At 40.8% G+C, this 15,906-nt stretch carries 15 protein-coding genes and 1 pseudogene; 1 reads left to right on the forward strand and 15 read right to left on the reverse strand.

Annotated elements, in window-relative coordinates; genetic code table 11:
- Positions 1-33: 33 nt before the first annotated feature.
- From ACTWQL_RS10505 to ACTWQL_RS10560, 12 genes and pseudogenes are all read right to left on the reverse strand, one after another.
- The gene (locus ACTWQL_RS10505) at positions 34-2,235 is read right to left on the reverse strand and encodes a penicillin-binding protein (protein WP_443142392.1); all 2,202 of its coding nucleotides are present in this window, start codon (positions 2,233-2,235) and stop codon (positions 34-36) included.
- 16 nt (positions 2,236-2,251) lie between these two features.
- Positions 2,252-2,614: a cell division protein FtsL gene (ftsL, locus tag ACTWQL_RS10510; RefSeq protein ID WP_443142393.1), complete on the reverse strand. Its 363-nt coding sequence runs from the start codon at positions 2,612-2,614 to the stop codon at positions 2,252-2,254.
- A gap of 17 nt (positions 2,615-2,631) precedes the next feature.
- On the reverse strand, positions 2,632-3,564 hold the full coding sequence (gene rsmH / locus ACTWQL_RS10515; protein ID WP_443142394.1) for a 16S rRNA (cytosine(1402)-N(4))-methyltransferase RsmH: 933 nt from the start codon (positions 3,562-3,564) through the stop codon (positions 2,632-2,634).
- A 39-nt stretch (positions 3,565-3,603) separates the two neighbouring features.
- Entirely contained in the window at positions 3,604-4,035 is a 432-nt protein-coding gene (mraZ, locus tag ACTWQL_RS10520) for a division/cell wall cluster transcriptional repressor MraZ (protein ID WP_443142395.1), read from the reverse strand.
- Between the two features lie 316 nt (positions 4,036-4,351).
- Positions 4,352-5,469 (reverse strand): annotated as a pseudogene (gene tnpB / locus ACTWQL_RS10525) (IS200/IS605 family element RNA-guided endonuclease TnpB).
- A gap of 240 nt (positions 5,470-5,709) precedes the next feature.
- Positions 5,710-7,329, reverse strand: a complete 1,620-nt coding sequence (bshC, locus tag ACTWQL_RS10530; protein ID WP_443142396.1) for a bacillithiol biosynthesis cysteine-adding enzyme BshC — start codon at positions 7,327-7,329, stop codon at positions 5,710-5,712.
- A 909-nt stretch (positions 7,330-8,238) separates the two neighbouring features.
- On the reverse strand, positions 8,239-8,625 hold the full coding sequence (locus tag ACTWQL_RS10535) for a DUF3397 domain-containing protein (protein WP_443142397.1): 387 nt from the start codon (positions 8,623-8,625) through the stop codon (positions 8,239-8,241).
- A 17-nt stretch (positions 8,626-8,642) separates the two neighbouring features.
- Positions 8,643-9,527, reverse strand: coding sequence for a 2-dehydropantoate 2-reductase (locus ACTWQL_RS10540; RefSeq protein WP_443142398.1), 885 nt, complete (start codon positions 9,525-9,527; stop codon positions 8,643-8,645).
- 46 nt (positions 9,528-9,573) lie between these two features.
- Complete coding sequence (locus ACTWQL_RS10545) at positions 9,574-9,807, reverse strand: hypothetical protein (protein ID WP_443142399.1); 234 nt, start codon at positions 9,805-9,807, stop codon at positions 9,574-9,576.
- A gap of 235 nt (positions 9,808-10,042) precedes the next feature.
- Positions 10,043-11,581, reverse strand: coding sequence for an acyl-CoA carboxylase subunit beta (locus ACTWQL_RS10550; protein WP_443142400.1), 1,539 nt, complete (start codon positions 11,579-11,581; stop codon positions 10,043-10,045).
- 48 nt (positions 11,582-11,629) lie between these two features.
- Positions 11,630-11,842, reverse strand: coding sequence for a biotin/lipoyl-containing protein (locus ACTWQL_RS10555; RefSeq protein WP_443142401.1), 213 nt, complete (start codon positions 11,840-11,842; stop codon positions 11,630-11,632).
- A 12-nt stretch (positions 11,843-11,854) separates the two neighbouring features.
- The gene (locus tag ACTWQL_RS10560; RefSeq protein WP_443142402.1) at positions 11,855-13,201 is read right to left on the reverse strand and encodes an acetyl-CoA carboxylase biotin carboxylase subunit; all 1,347 of its coding nucleotides are present in this window, start codon (positions 13,199-13,201) and stop codon (positions 11,855-11,857) included.
- Between the two features lie 167 nt (positions 13,202-13,368).
- Between ACTWQL_RS10560 and ACTWQL_RS10565 the strand changes: the two genes are divergently transcribed.
- Entirely contained in the window at positions 13,369-13,893 is a 525-nt protein-coding gene (locus ACTWQL_RS10565; protein WP_443142403.1) for an N-acetyltransferase, read from the forward strand.
- 100 nt (positions 13,894-13,993) lie between these two features.
- Here the strand turns inward: ACTWQL_RS10565 and ACTWQL_RS10570 are convergent, their stop codons facing one another.
- From ACTWQL_RS10570 to rpmF, 3 genes are all read right to left on the reverse strand, one after another.
- Positions 13,994-14,635, reverse strand: a complete 642-nt coding sequence (locus ACTWQL_RS10570; protein WP_443142404.1) for an RsfA family transcriptional regulator — start codon at positions 14,633-14,635, stop codon at positions 13,994-13,996.
- Positions 14,636-14,842: 207 nt separating this feature from the next.
- Entirely contained in the window at positions 14,843-15,604 is a 762-nt protein-coding gene (locus ACTWQL_RS10575) for an enoyl-CoA hydratase/isomerase family protein (RefSeq protein WP_443142405.1), read from the reverse strand.
- A 103-nt stretch (positions 15,605-15,707) separates the two neighbouring features.
- Positions 15,708-15,881, reverse strand: a complete 174-nt coding sequence (gene rpmF / locus ACTWQL_RS10580) for a 50S ribosomal protein L32 (protein ID WP_443142406.1) — start codon at positions 15,879-15,881, stop codon at positions 15,708-15,710.
- Positions 15,882-15,906 lie beyond the last annotated feature (25 nt).

Below are 15,906 nucleotides of genomic sequence, written 5' to 3' on the forward strand. Positions count from 1 at the left end.
TATGCCTGTACAGAAACAGCTAGAACAAATCAGTTATTCTTCTCTATTAGTCTCTTGCTCATTCTCTTGTTCATCCTCTTGTTGCTGCAACGCTTCTTGTGGTGTCTTCAACTCTACGACAAGGGGTGAATTCGCCTTCACGACCGATCCTTTCTTGATACTTTGCAATGAAACGAATCCACTTCCTGTAAATTCTGGCGTCTTCAATCCTAGAACTTGTGAAAGTCTAAGAACTTCTGAACGTGACATCCCAGTCAGATCAGGCATTTTCACATTCCCTTCCGTTCTAAGGAAGACCTCTTCGCCTTGAAGCACATTGGTATCAGCATAAGGGGCTTGATTGACGATTCGATCACCTTCACCAAAGACTTTGACCTTCAATCCTTTTTCCTCTAATTGCTTTTTCACTGAAATCGATGATTCGCCCTCATAATCTTCTAGGATGACTCCGCTTGAAGACCTCTCTTCCGAATTTTCTTCACTGGCTTCATCTGGTGTGATATTCAAGTATTGCAAGCCTCCCTGCATGACGGGATTGAATACTTTCGATACAGGAACTGAACCTGATTCATAGGCCTCGTCGTCAAGGTCAGGACGATCAATCGCCACGTAGACCAATAACTTCGGATCGTCTGCAGGAGCCATTCCTAAGAATGAAAAAATATAGTTGTCATGACCTTTCATTATTTTTCCATCCATGCCATACAATTGTGCAGTACCCGTCTTACCAGCAACATCATAACCTTCAATATTATAATTTTTCCCTGTTCCATCGGTTACAACTGATCTTAGTAATTTACGGACTTGCTTGGATGTATCTGAAGAAATTGGTTCTCCAACCACTTTAGGTTTATAACTCTTTATTACATCATCATTGTTCTTATCAACGATCTTATCGATAACATACGGTTTCATCATTTTTCCGCCATTTGCAATTGCTGTAGCCGCTTGAATCTGCTGGATCGGAGTAATTGAAGTTCCTTGTCCAAAAGCAGTTGCCAGCTTTTCAATTTCCCAGTCGAATTGAATTTTGGATTCTGCTTCACCAGGAATATTGATACCCGTTTTTTCATCAAATTCCCAACGTTCAGTCAGGTATTCATGGAGCTTTTCGAAACCAAGTTGTTCTTTGGCGATTTTTGAAAATGCTACGTTGGAAGAATGTTGCACACCCTCATCATAGGTGATCTTACCCCATCCTCTTCCGTTATTATGGTCGCTTACTCTGCTATGCTTCGTTTTGTAAACCCCTGATTGATATTGGGCGTTCCCATTATAGACCCCTTCTTCAATGGCTGCCGCAAGGGTGAAAATCTTCATCGTGGAACCCGGTTCGAAGGCTGAGCCGATAGCAAAATTATTATAATTCGTGATGTCCCTTACATTCGGGTTGAAGCTTGGACGATTTGACATCGCCAGGATCTTTCCGGTCTTCGGATCTGCGACGATCCCCATCATCCGCTTCGGTTCATACTCTTCTTCCACATTATTCATCGCTTGTTCGAGGAATAATTGGATCTTTTCATCTAGTGTCAAATGGACACTTGCGCCATGTTTCGGTTCTTTGATGACTTCTTTAGGGTCAGGTAACTTATAGCCATAACGGTCGCTTTGATACTTCAGGGATCCGTCTTCTTCTTGTAGATATTCATCTAGTGCTTTTTCAAGTCCCATCGCCCCAGCTCTCACACCTTCATCATTATTCGTAGTGAATCCTAGAATGTGAGAAGCAAAGTCCTGGTTCGGATAGTATCGTTTTGTAAGCCGCTTGAAATCAATTCCGCTGATATCCAACGCTTTTATTTCTTCCATTTTTGAATGGCTGATCTTTTTCCCGCCTGGTCCCAGTTCCACTTGAAAAGGACCTTCCTTGCTCATCAATTCTGTCAATCTCGATTCAGACATGCCCAGTAATGGTGCAAGTTTACTAGCTGCCTCAGCAGGATCCTTGATGTGATTCGCATAATCTTTATCGAGAATTGCAATTACGTTGTACGAAGGGATATCTTCAGCAATCGCTTTTCCGTTACGGTCGAAAATTGTTCCGCGGTCTGCATCAAGGGCCGCTTCCCGTGTCCATTGTTTCTCAGCCATTTCTTCTAGATTGACACCTTCAGCTTGACCCGTCCAACCTAAATAAAAATAACGTCCAATCAATAAGAAAAAGAGCAGGACAAATATCAAAGATAAAATCACTGCTCCTTTATTAATATTCGAATTCTTTTTCTCTATCATTCAAACCACACCTAAACTAATTGTTTACTACTTTAATATTTTTATCGTCGAACTTCATTCCTAATTTTTGTTCTGCGAAGTTAATAATACGCAAAGGCTCGCTTAGCTCTGACTTTTTAAGTGTTAGATCATCCACTTGCTTGCTTTGCTTATCAATATTTTGTTCCATAACCTGAATTTCTTTGTTCACGGTATACATTTCGGCATAATTTGAAATCATGAAGATCGAAGCTGCAGCTAACATCATTGCAGCGATTGTCCAGAGAACCTTCTCCCCTTTTGTGATTTTTGATCTTTTTCTTCTAACCACATTCGGTTGCGGTTGTGGATTTTGAACATGATTGGTTTTTCTTTCTACTTGATGGGCAAGATTGCTCATACTCCCAGTTCCCCTTTCTATTTTCTCTTCTCGGCGATCCGTAATTTGGACGATCTCGCTCTTCTATTTTTCTCTTGTTCTCCACTATCTGGAGTAATCGGTTTCCGGGTGATCAATTTCATGTCCGGTTGGTATTCCTCTGGAACGACTGGCATTCCTGGTGGTAAATCGGGTTCACTGCTCACTTCCTTGAAAACTTTCTTACATAAACGGTCTTCAAGAGAATGGAACGTAATGACACAGATTCTACCTGCCACGTTCAACATTTCAATCCCATCTCGTAAAGCCTCTTCAAATGCATTAAGTTCATCATTTACGGCTATACGAATGGCTTGGAAGGTTCTTTTGGCAGGGTGTCCACCTTTTCGGCGTGCCCTAGCCGGGATTGCCTCTTTAATGATTTCTACTAATTCACCGGTTGTTTGAATTGTCTCTCGTGCCCGGTGGGCTTCAATTTTTCGTGCGATTGATTTCGCGAATTTTTCTTCTCCATATTTGAACAATATCGAGACAATTTGTTCATAAGACCATTCATTCACTACATGGAACGCGGTTAGTTCGCTAGTCTGATCCATCCTCATGTCCAATGGGGCGTCTTGATGATAGCTGAAACCTCGATCTGCCTCGTCAAGTTGCGGAGATGAAACACCAAGGTCAAATAAAATACCGTCAACACCACTAATCCCTTTTTCAATGAGTTCATCCTTGAGATTTCTGAAATTAGATCTGATAATACTGAACTTACCTTCGTACTCTGCCAATCTTTCTTTAGCATGGTTGATTGCGTGAAGATCCTGATCAAATGCATAAACATGTCCTGAAGTGAGCCTTTTCAAAATTTCTTCTGTATGACCCGCTCCACCAAGGGTACAATCCACGTAGATGCCATCTTCTTTAATGTTAAGTCCATCGATTGCTTCCTGTTTCAATACTGTTTCATGCTCAAACATAATTGTCCCTCAATTTCCTGCTCTAACTACGATTGTGTTCTAGAGGTCAAAATCCATCAGACTTTCTGCAATTTCACCAAATGAGTCTTCTGATTTGTTGAAGTAATCTTCCCAAATCTCCTTGTTCCAGATCTCGATTCGATTACTTACCCCGATGACGACACAGTCCTTTTCCAACTTTGCATATTGACGTAGTGTAGATGCGATGTTTGCACGCCCCTGTTTATCAAGCTGACATTCTGCGGCTCCAGAAAAGAAAAACCGCGTAAAGGCACGTGCATCTTTTTTAGTGAATGGGAGTGCTTTCAGCTTTTCTTCAAGCTGCTTCCATTCTTCAAGAGGGTAACCAAAAACACATTGATCTAGTCCTCTTGTAAGTACGAAAGTGGTTCCTAATTCATCCCGGAACTTAGAGGGGATTATCATTCTTCCCTTATCGTCAATGGTATGTAAATGCTCTCCCATAAACATATACGGGTCCCCCTCCCCACTTTCTTCCCTAAGTCTACCACAACTCCCCACTTTGCACCACTTGTTTAAATATTCTTTTGAACAAAAAAAAATCCTGCTTTTAAATGCAGGATTTTCAGAAGTTTTCATCGATATATTTTTACAGTAAAGTCAGCTTATTTACGACAATATAAAAGGAGAGTTTTCTCTTAATTCCGTCTGTTTTTTTGTTAATGCTGTGGATTTTCGGCGATTGAACTACCCGCCACGTAGCACTCTTGCGAGTGGCTTGAAGTGGGGGATTCCTAAGAACACCAGCGTAACCGCCGGTTATGGATTAGGCGATCCCCGCAGTTCCTGCGGTTAATCGTAAGGCTTCCTTACGAAGGTTCATACTTGCGTTAAGATCTCGATCATGATGCGTCGTGCATTTGGGGCAGTCCCACTCACGTAATGCAAGATTCTTAACGTCTTTATGACGGTAGCCACAATGGGAACAAAGTTGACTGGAAGGAAACGTCTTGGATACCACCACGATCTGCTTGCCGTACCACTTTGCTTTGTATTCAAGCATGGAACGGAAGGTTGACCAACTCACTTCACTTATGGCTTTGCGAGGTTGTGGTTCTTAAGCATATGGGACACCTGCAAATCTTCCATACCAATAAGGTCGTGGTTTTTGACAATATGGGTAGAGATTTTATGCAAGTAATCGTTTCGTGCATTTGCAATTTTCTCGTGCATTCGGGCAATTTTAATCCGTTGCTTATGCCAATTAGAAGACCCTTTTTGACGTCTGGACAGGACTTGTTGGGCTTTCACCAGTTTCTTTTCTAAGGTTCGAAAAAACGCAGGGTTCTTATACACCGTTCCGTCTGACAATATGGCAAAGTCCTTTAGTCCGACATCAATCCCCACTGACGAGTTGGTTTTAGACCCATCACCTACTTCTGTTTCAACCAGAATGGACACAAAATAGTTACCACTTCGGTTTCGTCTGATTGTGGCATTGAGGATCCGTCCTTTAACCTCACGACTCTTTGCCAATTTGACGAGTCCCAGTTTGGGCAATTTGATTTTGTTTCCAACAATCGCAATATTTCCGTTTGTATATTTGGTGGTATAGGATTGGACCTTATTCTTTTTAGACTTGAATCGGGGAGGGTTGTTTTGTTTCTTGAAGAATCGTGAAAAGGAATCCGCAAGGTTCCTTAATGATGATTGAAGGGCAACACTGTCTACGTCGTTGAGCCACCGTAATTCCTTTTTCAGTTGCGTTAATTGCTTCGAACAAGTCGGATAGGTCAATCCTTTCCCTTTTTCCTGGTAGGTGGTACTCCATCGTGCCAAAAAGTGATTAAATACAAAACGACTGCAGCCGATTGTCTTCGCGATTCGAATTTCTTGTTCTTTGGTTGGATAGAGTCGAAATTTATAGGCTCTATGAACCAACATGGATTCCACTTCCAGAAAACGAACATTCGTTCCTATTATATCATAAAGTTTCATTTTAGGGATGAAAAAAAGAACGATTCCAAAAAAAATGAGACAAATCATGAGTCGGACAATTGAGATGGTAAGATCCATCCCTTGTCCGAAGGCGATTCATCCCCACCCTACTCATTGGGCTATGCCCTTTCCATTCCTTGAGGATGGGGTTTTCTCGCCTGCATGATAAAACCATCTCTCTGTAGATTAGAGTTTTATCGCTTTCGGATTTCCGTTCCATAAATAATTCTGTCTTGCCAATTCCGAAATGAATCCAAATCCAAAATGATTAATGTAGTAAAAAATATTCAATACTCTCTCTTGAGGTTGGTTCTCCGGAAGAAGATGCATTTGGATATGATCGAATTTTTTCAGATCGACTTCATGTTTTTGTAAGATGGATTTTTCCATCCTTTTTTTCATATATAGGATTTGATCTTCAATGATCATCCAGTTCTTTTCGGTTAAACGATCCAGTCCTTTATCAATTTCAAAAGCAGTATTTCTTAGCTGCCTGTGTTGCTTCTTCATCACTTTCAAAGCGTGTTCGATTTCTTGATCCAGTTCGTGGTCTGTATTGTCATCCAGCCATTGTTTCTTTTCTTTTTCCACCCCGTCAAAAACGATACGCTGTGGATCCAGTGCCTTTTCTTCAATAGTCTTTTGCGTATAGTGGTCCAATAAAACAAGTGACAACCTCGGTAGGATCGGCGGCATTTTCCTATCGAAGCTATGGAAGACCGGCTTCAATGCGCTCCAGTAATTAATTTCCCCAGGTCCCGCTACGAATGCAAGTGTAGGTAAAAGAAATTCCTGCATTAGGGGCCTCGTGATAACATTATTACTCAATCTTGATGGTGTTGAACGAGCAATCTCTGATAATTCATTTTCATAATAAATGCATTCATTGTTCTTCCCACGGAAAGAACCATTTTCACGGATTAACAATACTCTAGCATCACGTTCTTCGATAAAGAGATGGGCATTGTTCGTTTCAGACTCAATTGGCGATTCATACCCTAGTCTCTGTACAGCTGCCAAGCCTTGCTGAAATGAAACATCGATTTCATCATTGTTGTCAATCATGTTTTCAAAAAAGGGGCTTTCAATCTTCCGCAAGTCAGGATGGTGGGAGTCAAGAATGACAAGACCGAATTCACTGAATAAGGTAATCATCAGATAAGCGAAAAAATCAGTCAACGTATCACTTTCATTTATAGCATTATGGACCAGATCTTTCACTTGTTGGGTATGTTCTGTTTCTCCGAATGAGCGGATCACATCTTCAGCCCATTGAAGCAAACAATCGTTTTCACATTTGATGTGAGAAACAGACCTCATCCCTTCATATAAATTCAACTTGTGTTTTTTTAAGTGATCGCCATCAGGGACGTGGATATGATTGATCTCATCAAAATCGTGATCCTCCCCAGCTATCCAAAAAACCGGGATGACTGGCGTGCCAAGTTGACGTTCCTTTTCTTGTGCAAACAGGATGGTAGATAGACATTTATGTATAGTGTATAAAGGACCAGTCAACAAACCAGCTTGCTGGCCAGTTACAACCACCGTGGATTTTGAATCCTTTAATTTTTCAATATTTTCGTATGTTGGTGGCTTAGTCGGAAATGATTGATGATAGGTGAGCAGATGATCAACAAGAGCCAACCTTGGAAATCTCGTTTCTTGAAGATCCTTCCATCGATCAATATAGCTTTGTTCCTCAAACGCATTATAGTCAAATAAGGAACCAACATCAGAATTCCCCATCAAATAGGCAGAATAAAGATTTTCGTTATTTCGAAAAGGTAGCTCTAGCACTTTCATACATTTCTTCCTTTCTTGTAAACACGACAGACACTTTGCGAATATGAGTATAGCAAATTAATTACTACTCACCCAACAATTCTGCCTAAGGTGCAACTAGGAGGACATCGTAATGAATCTTTGTTAAAGTTTAGCTTTCCCGATCTTTTTAAAAAACTTGGCAAAGAAAAGCCTTGACGTAGGCTGAGCCTTAGTTGCGCTTATACTGAAGAAAGTATTTTTCTTTAAGTGTAAACGAAATTCGCGACACTCCAGCGGGGATAAGCGAGCCAATCGAGAAACAAGAAGCCATGATTAAAGTTAACGGACATCAGAGCCGTTATTTGTGACAAAACCGCTGTTTCTGAAACTTTAACGGACACCACAGCCGTTATTTGTGAACAAAGCAGCTGATTTCCTATGATATTTGCGAAATAAGGTCCCTGATGTCCGTTAAGTTTGTAAATTTCCATTATATTGACCAAATAAGGTCTCCTGTGTCCGTTAACGGGTTAGTACAACTCAGTTTCAGCGAGGATGGAGTTCGGAAGTAAGTTATTGCAGGAAGTATTATCCAGTTCAGCGGACAGTTACTTGGATTACTCCAAACTTCCTGTGGGAGTTCGACACGGGTGGCTTCCGCTTTTCGTTTGCCCGCGGAAAGACTTGGAGTTAGCCACATTTCCACATTGCGAAGTTTATTCATTATAAGTTTAAAAATGGCTACTTTAAAACGAGAAGTTCAAGGCACGATGGTTTTGAGGACCAGAATGACGAGCGATACTTGCATGAATCGCTACGAGTTGTACCGAGGAAGCTAACATTCTAAGGTGTACTTGTAGACGCAGGTACATATGATTTATCTTTAACCCGGTAAAACCAAGTAACGCAGAAATTCGAAGTTTATCAGTCGTCCTATTTTTAAACCTCCTATTTAAGAGCAATCACACGGATGACCAACCCATACAAACAAAGCACCAAATAACCCGAAGAAAATAATAAAAAATTCAAGCGCCAAGCTGTTTTCATGATTTTAGAAAGTCCGATATCCTCATCTCTCTTCCAATACAAGATGGTAATACAAATAACAATGAGCAAAATCAAAATGACAATAGGCCATAAAAATGTATTTCCCCATATCGTATATAGAATGACCATGACAGAGATGATCAGGAAAAAAGTTGTCACATCTGTTGCAACCATGAACGACCGCTTTTTTTGCCTGGTGATCTTCCTTGTGATCCAGTAAACCATGATCCAAGCAAGCAATGGTACTGTAACCAATATAGCCAAGGAACCCAATAAAAAATCAATCATCGTTCCCCCTACTTTCTTTACTCTTCCATCCCTTTAATGATTTGATAGACAAATCGATTATTTGGAACCTCAATATTTTTTCCTTTAGCTGAATTCAAGATGAAGCCGTTTATCGCTTCGATCTCGGTTCTCCGCTTATTCTCGATATCCCTTAACATGGAAGATTTGTTTAAAGAAGTATTCTCGCAGACAGCCACTAAATCCTTCCATGCTTCATGATATTTGATGTTCAAAACCTTGCATGCTTCTTCACTGAGTTGTTCCATCAAGTCGAGCCAATGCGGATTCGTCAGAAGAGCTCCATTGGGGACCCTCAAAATTGCAGTGAGAGGATTGATGACAGCGTTAATATGCAACTTTTCACTTAACATTGCATACCAATCATTTTGGTAGAAAAATGGGAATTTTTCTTTCGAGAGCTTTTCCCAATTGATTCCTGAATGGCCATCAAGATAGGGGGCGATTTTAGTCCGTCCGACACCTGTATGATTGATTAAATGATCGGACTCTTTCATGGCACCATGTTCAACCACGCCCATGTAAATCGAATGCATTTTAAAATGCGGCAAAAATCGAAGGTGCTGCATTCCATTTTGAACAAATAGAATGGAACGTGTATTTTTGAACTTTTCTATTATTTCAGGCATTATATGTTCGACATCATAGGATTTGACTGCAACGATCAGCACATCAATGTCATTTCTACCAGTTTCTGATAATAAACAAACCTTTGGTTGGCACGTGTATGCTGAACTCCCCGCTTTTACAGTCAATCCCATCGTATGAATCGCTTGTTGCTGTGCTTCTCTTCTGACAAAAAGTGTGACTTCATGAGCACTTTCCGCTAAATAAGCTGTAAATAATAATCCTATTGAACCACCGCCGATAACCCCGATTTTCATGATAACCCCAACTTTCAACGAGATTTGTAAGATTATAGTAGCACAATTATGAAGGCTGATAAATCTTTCCATTATAATGAAGTCTAAAAAGTGAATAGTCTATATATACTTTCTTTAAATACAAAGGCTCATTTCTAAAAGATTTTTGCTTTTGAGTCATTTTTAAAAAATCTTGTACAAGTTGATTGAAGAGCAAGGTGCGAGACTCCTCGAAAATGAAAATCGCATTTTCTTCGTGCGATGTAACGCTGCCGAAGCTTTCCTTGTCCTGCGGGATCACCGCACGCCCCGCGGAAAGCGAGCATCCTGGAGCGGAAATCAACGACTTTTAAAGAAAACTTGGCGAGACCAAGCCTTTTGTAGGTCGAGCCTTACTTGCCCTTATACTGAAGAAAGTATTTTATACTTTCTTTAAGTGCAAGAGCATCAAAGTTTGCGCAAACAGCTAATGCAAAAAAGATCCATAGAGCCATCTATCGATGGTCTATGGATCAATTTAATAAATCAACGATTACCTATACTGGATACACTGGGTGTTTACGTTCACTGAAAATAATTTCTTTAGACTCGTAAGCTTCGAATCGATCAATCAACTCTTCCCGCAGGTCATCAGCAGAAACAATTTGATCGACAATCATTTCAGAAGCCAACTTATAGATATCAATATGTTCTTTGTATTCTTGATGCTTTTCCTGCACATATTTCATTCGTTCTTTCGGGTCTTCGATTTCATTGATCTTATTGGAATAAACCGCGTTGACCGCTGCTTCAGGTCCCATGACTGCAATCTGTGCCGTTGGCAGTGCGATGCAGCAATCGGGTTCGAAAGCAGGACCTGCCATAGCATATAATCCTGCACCGTATGCTTTACGGACAACAACCGATATTTTCGGAACAGTCACATCACTCATTGCTGCAATCAACTTCGCTCCATGGCGGATGATTCCTGCTCTTTCTACTTTCGTACCGATCATGAATCCTGGTACATCAGCAAGGAACAACAAAGGAATCGAGAACGCGTCACAAAGGGTAATGAACTTCGCTGCTTTGTCGGCAGAGTCGACAAACAACACCCCGCCCTTGACTTTCGGCTGATTCGCCACGATTCCAACGGTTTTTCCATCAATACGTGCAAACCCCGTCACCATTTCTGGCGCAAACAACTTTTTCATTTCATAAAATGAGCCTTCATCGACAAGTCCGTCAATGAACTCATACATATCGAAAGGTACGTTCTGATTTTCCGGTACAATTTCGGATAAGCTTCTGCCTTGAACAGGATGTTTCCCCTCTAGTTTCAGAGGTCTTTCTTTATAGTTGGCAGGAAAATATGAAAAATAGTTGCGGGCTGATTCGATCGCTTCTTCTTCTGATGATGCAAGCACATCACCGCATCCACTGATGCTGCAATGCATTCTAGCACCGCCCATTTCTTCAAGTGTGACCTTTTCTCCGATCACCTTTTCCGCCATCCTCGGTGAGCCCAGGTACATAGAGGCGTTCTGATCTACCATGATGACCGTGTCACAAAACGCAGGGATATATGCCCCGCCCGCAGCTGATGGTCCGAACAGGATACAGATCTGTGGCACCATTCCAGACATTTTCACTTGATTATAAAAGATTCTACCTGCACCACGTCGGTTCGGGAACATATCAATCTGGTCCGTGATTCTGGCACCAGCTGAATCAACTAGATAAAAGAGTGGCAACTTGAGCCTCATAGCCGTTTCCTGGATACGGATGATCTTTTCTACTGTTCTTGCTCCCCATGAACCAGCTTTTACAGTAGAATCATTGGCCATTACACATACTTTTTGACCGTTCACTTTCCCGATTGCCGTTATGACACCGTCAGCAGGCAACCCTTCTGCTTGGTTATTTGCGAATTTTCCATCTTCAATCTTATAAGAATCATCATCGAACAATAAATCGAGACGTTTACGGACGAACAATTTATTTTGTGTTTTCAGCTTCTCATGATACTTTTCAGCACCACCCGCTTCAATCCTTGCTTTCGTCTCATTCAATGTTTCATTAATTGTTTTCAACATATTATTCCTCCTTCATTGCTGTAGAAAAGAACGAGCGCTCATTCACTTTTATTTCATGACAACAAGGACGTCACCTTCATTGACGAAATCACCGACATTTACGTTTACAGAAGCTACTTCACCTTCAGTTGCTGCTTCAATCGGAATTTCCATTTTCATTGATTCCAATGTAAGTACTGCTTGTCCTGTTGTGATTGTTTCTCCTTCTGATACCAATACGTTCAATACTGTACCTGCCATTGATGCTGTAATCTCTTTCATGTTGTACCACTCCTAATTTTCAACTTTTTTGATTACTTCATTTAAATATTGGGTTGTATATTGTCCCTTTTGGAACGATTCTTCATTTAACACGTGCTCGAATAACGGGCCATTATGTTTGATCCCACTCAAAGTCCACTCAGCAAAGAAATGCCTGGACTTCTCTAACGCCTTCTCACGGTCATCTGCATGAATGATGACTTTTGCAATCATCGGATCATAAAATGGTGTGACTTGTGTCTCAGAACTGAAGCCAGTATCTACACGGAGCCCTTCCGATTCTGGATACTCGAACGTTTCGATTTTTCCAGGAGAAGGTAAGAATGTATTCGGATCTTCCGCATAAATCCTATATTCAATACTATGTCCCGATTTCACAAGTTCTGCTTGTGAATAAGGGATTGGTTTCGATTGTGCAACGTCAATCTGCCATTCCACAAGGTCCAAACCAGTGATCATCTCCGTGACCGGATGTTCAACTTGTAGACGTGTATTCATCTCGAGGAAATAGAAATTTTCGTTTTCGTCAACGATGAATTCAACTGTACCAGCATTTGTATAACTGACATGTGTACCTGCCTGTACTGCTGCTTCACAAATTTGTTGGCGGACTTCTTCACTCAAGAATGGTGATGGTGACTCCTCAATGACCTTCTGATGTCTGCGCTGGATCGAGCAGTCCCTTTCATATAAATGCACGACATTCCCATCTTTATCACCGAAGATTTGCACTTCAATATGACGGCTGTTGGAAATGAATTTTTCCATGAACATTTCATCATTGCCGAAATAAGCTTTCGCTCGGTTCTGACTAGATACAAAAGCAGTGCGTAAAGTTTTCTCATCATCACACCGCTGCATTCCGATGCCTCCTCCGCCAGCACTTGCCTTGATCATGACTGGATATCCGATTTTATCAGCAAGCTGGACAGCTGCGTCGACATCACTGATCGGACCATCACTTCCAGGTACGACTGGGACACCAGCAACTTGCATGGTTTTTCTTGCTTTTACCTTGTCCCCCATCGCTTCTACAACATCTGCAGAAGGACCGATGAATGTAATGTTAGCGTTTTCAACTTTCCGCACAAAATCAGCATTTTCAGATAGAAATCCATAACCAGGATGGATTGCATCAACTTTTTCAGAAAGTGCAACCTCCAACACACGGTCGCTATTCAAATATGACTTCACGACTGGAGGCTCACCGATTTCATGAGCTATCTTTGCATTTTTCACATAGGGAAGATCTTTATCTGCCTGTGAATAAACAATTACAGGTTCGATCCCTAATTTCTCGCAAGTTTTTACAATTCTAGCTGCAATTTCTCCTCTGTTTGCGATCAGTATCTTTTTCAAACCATCTCCTCCTATTTCTCTAGGCTACAATCTACTACTTTCAACAACAATCTGGCTGATTCCTGTAGATTTCTGCAGAATTTTTTCACATTTGCAGAAATTTTCGTAACTTTATTATATAATAATACAAGATAGAAAGGGAGAAAAAATGAAGGGGGACGCCAATAATGTATAAAGTACAAAAGCTTCTCGTTAATTATAAAACGTTGGAAGAATTTAAAAAGTTCAAGGAATATGGAATCCAGGAATTATCGATGTTGGAAGATTTACAGGAAAATATCATTGATAACGATAGTGAGTCTCCATTTTACGGGATTTATTATGGTGACAAACTGGTTGCTAGAATGAGCCTTTATCGAATCGATGGGAACTACGACCGCTATTTCGATCCGCCTCAGGATTACCTTGAACTATGGAAATTGGAAGTCTTACCTGCATATCACGGGAAAGGTTTCGGTAGTGCGCTCGTCAATTATGCAAAAACCTACAATCTTCCAATCAAGACAAACGCACGACAGCGTTCTAGTGAGTTTTGGGAAAAGATGGGCTTCTCATCCGTAACCTATAATCCAAGCCGTGACCGCGGGGAAAATCCTTATGTATGGTATCCAGCAGGTGTTGCTGAGCAAGAACCTGTGGAAAAAGAGGATGGTCCGATCAAAGAAACGGATGTATCGTCATCTGACTTGTAGAGAAATACGTTGTACGTTTAAAACAGTAAAAGCTGACTTGTATCAAGTGTCAGGACCTTATTTTTAGGTTCCTGGCACTTTTTCGTCAGCTTTGTTTTACTTACTTCTCCACTTTTTCAAGATTTCCGTTATAATCCATTTGGAATTTCACTTGCGAATCCTCATCTTCATCCGTCACTGCCATTTTCCTTGCCCGCTCCATGAAGTTCAACATGATTTTATAGTCTTCATACACATGATCATAATCATTCTGCAATTTTTGAAGTTTGTGGTTCAACACTTCATTTTCCTTCTCGATTTTCAAAAGGTTTTCCTTCAGTCGATCTTTTTCTGCTTGAAGAGTAAACACATCTTGTTCTGAATTTTGGATATTTCGCAAGTAGTCGATTATATCCGCCATACATAAATCTGAATTAACTTCCGGGGTTCTGTTCATTACTCTTATTTCTTCTTGTTGGGTCGTTGCCTGTTGTGGAACAGGATTACTAGAATGTGTTTTCGATGACTTCTCTTTCATCATCTGTTTTCGTTGTTTCTTTGCAATGGCTATGGCAGCATCATATTTTTTGCGGATCAATGAATTCCATCTGAAACCACATGCCGCTGAGGTTCGGGATAATTTTTTCCCAACTTCTTCAAACGCTGCTAGTTGAGTACCACCCTCACGTATTTGTCGCAGAACGACTTCGGCTAGTAATAGATCTTCATCATGACTCCAAGCATCCTGGCGTGTTGAGCCCATCTGCATCCCTCCAAACATTTCTACTTTATTTACAACATATGCAGATGGTAGAAAAGATAGACTTTTGTTTAAGGAAAACTTGGGCTTTGCCAAGCCTTAGCGTAGGCTGAATCTTAGTTACCCTTATATTGAAGAAAGTATTTATACTTTCTTTAAATGCTAGTGAAAGATTCGATCCCTTTATGTCTTGGAGGAAACTGGAACTGCTCATTTTCGGTTTAAAAAGGTTTTGACAGCCTGATGATGGTCATCTGTAGCCCACAAACGCGCGCAATCACTTATCTCTTTTTCAACTCGTTGTTTGATTTCAGAAAGCTTATATCGGTCGAGACGTCGTTGTTTATATGCTTGTTGAACTGCTGAATTTTTCGTTGTAAAAGGTTCGATCCATTCGTTAAAATCATTCAGCGGATCCTCTGTACCCAACACTTTCTGGATAAACCCTTTTTCATATCCTTCCTGTGCGGAATATTTAATAGCACTGGTCAATATCTCAAACGCTGAGTCAGGATTCATTCTTTCCATGACAAAAGTAGATCCACCCCAGCCTGTGGTGATTCCAAGTGTGCCTTGTATGAAACCGAACTTCACATTTGAATATGCAACCCGCAAATCACATGCGGAAGCAATTTCACAACCTCCTCCAACCGCTACACCATTCAAAAGAGCGATCGTGGGCTTAGGAAAGCTGAAAATCTTGAACAAAACCTCTCCCATCTTGGAAAGCATTTCATAGGCTTCGTTTTCTGTATGTAATTGATGGAAGACGGATAAATCTCCTCCGGAACAAAATGATTTCTCTCCTGCACCTGTCATCACCAATATTTTAACGCCATCATCATCTTTCAAATTTTTCAACGCTTTGCCTATCAATCCAATCATGTCATGATCGATGGCATTGTAACGCTCAGGCTGATTCAAAATCACCCAGCCGATCCCATTTTCGACTTCGACTTTCACTTTCTCCATATGATCACCTTGCTTATGTGTGTTTTCCTATATTATAGCTGAAAGGAACCATAAAAAAAGTGCCTGGAAGGATATTAATCCTTACAGGCACTTTTGATCAAACTTACTTCTCAACTACTTCTTTTCCTTTGTATGTTCCACATTCTGGACATACGCGGTGAGAAAGCTTGTATTCGCCACATTCTGGGCATTTCACCATTCCAGGTACTTTCAACTTATAGTGAGTACGACGCTTGTTTTTGCGAGTTGTAGAGGTTCTTCTAAAAGGTACTGCCATGGTTTTCCACCTCCTTGAAGGAATT

The sequence above is a fragment of the Pseudalkalibacillus sp. R45 genome (genome assembly GCF_052246725.1).
Taxonomy (GTDB): Bacteria; Bacillota; Bacilli; order Bacillales; family Fictibacillaceae; genus Pseudalkalibacillus.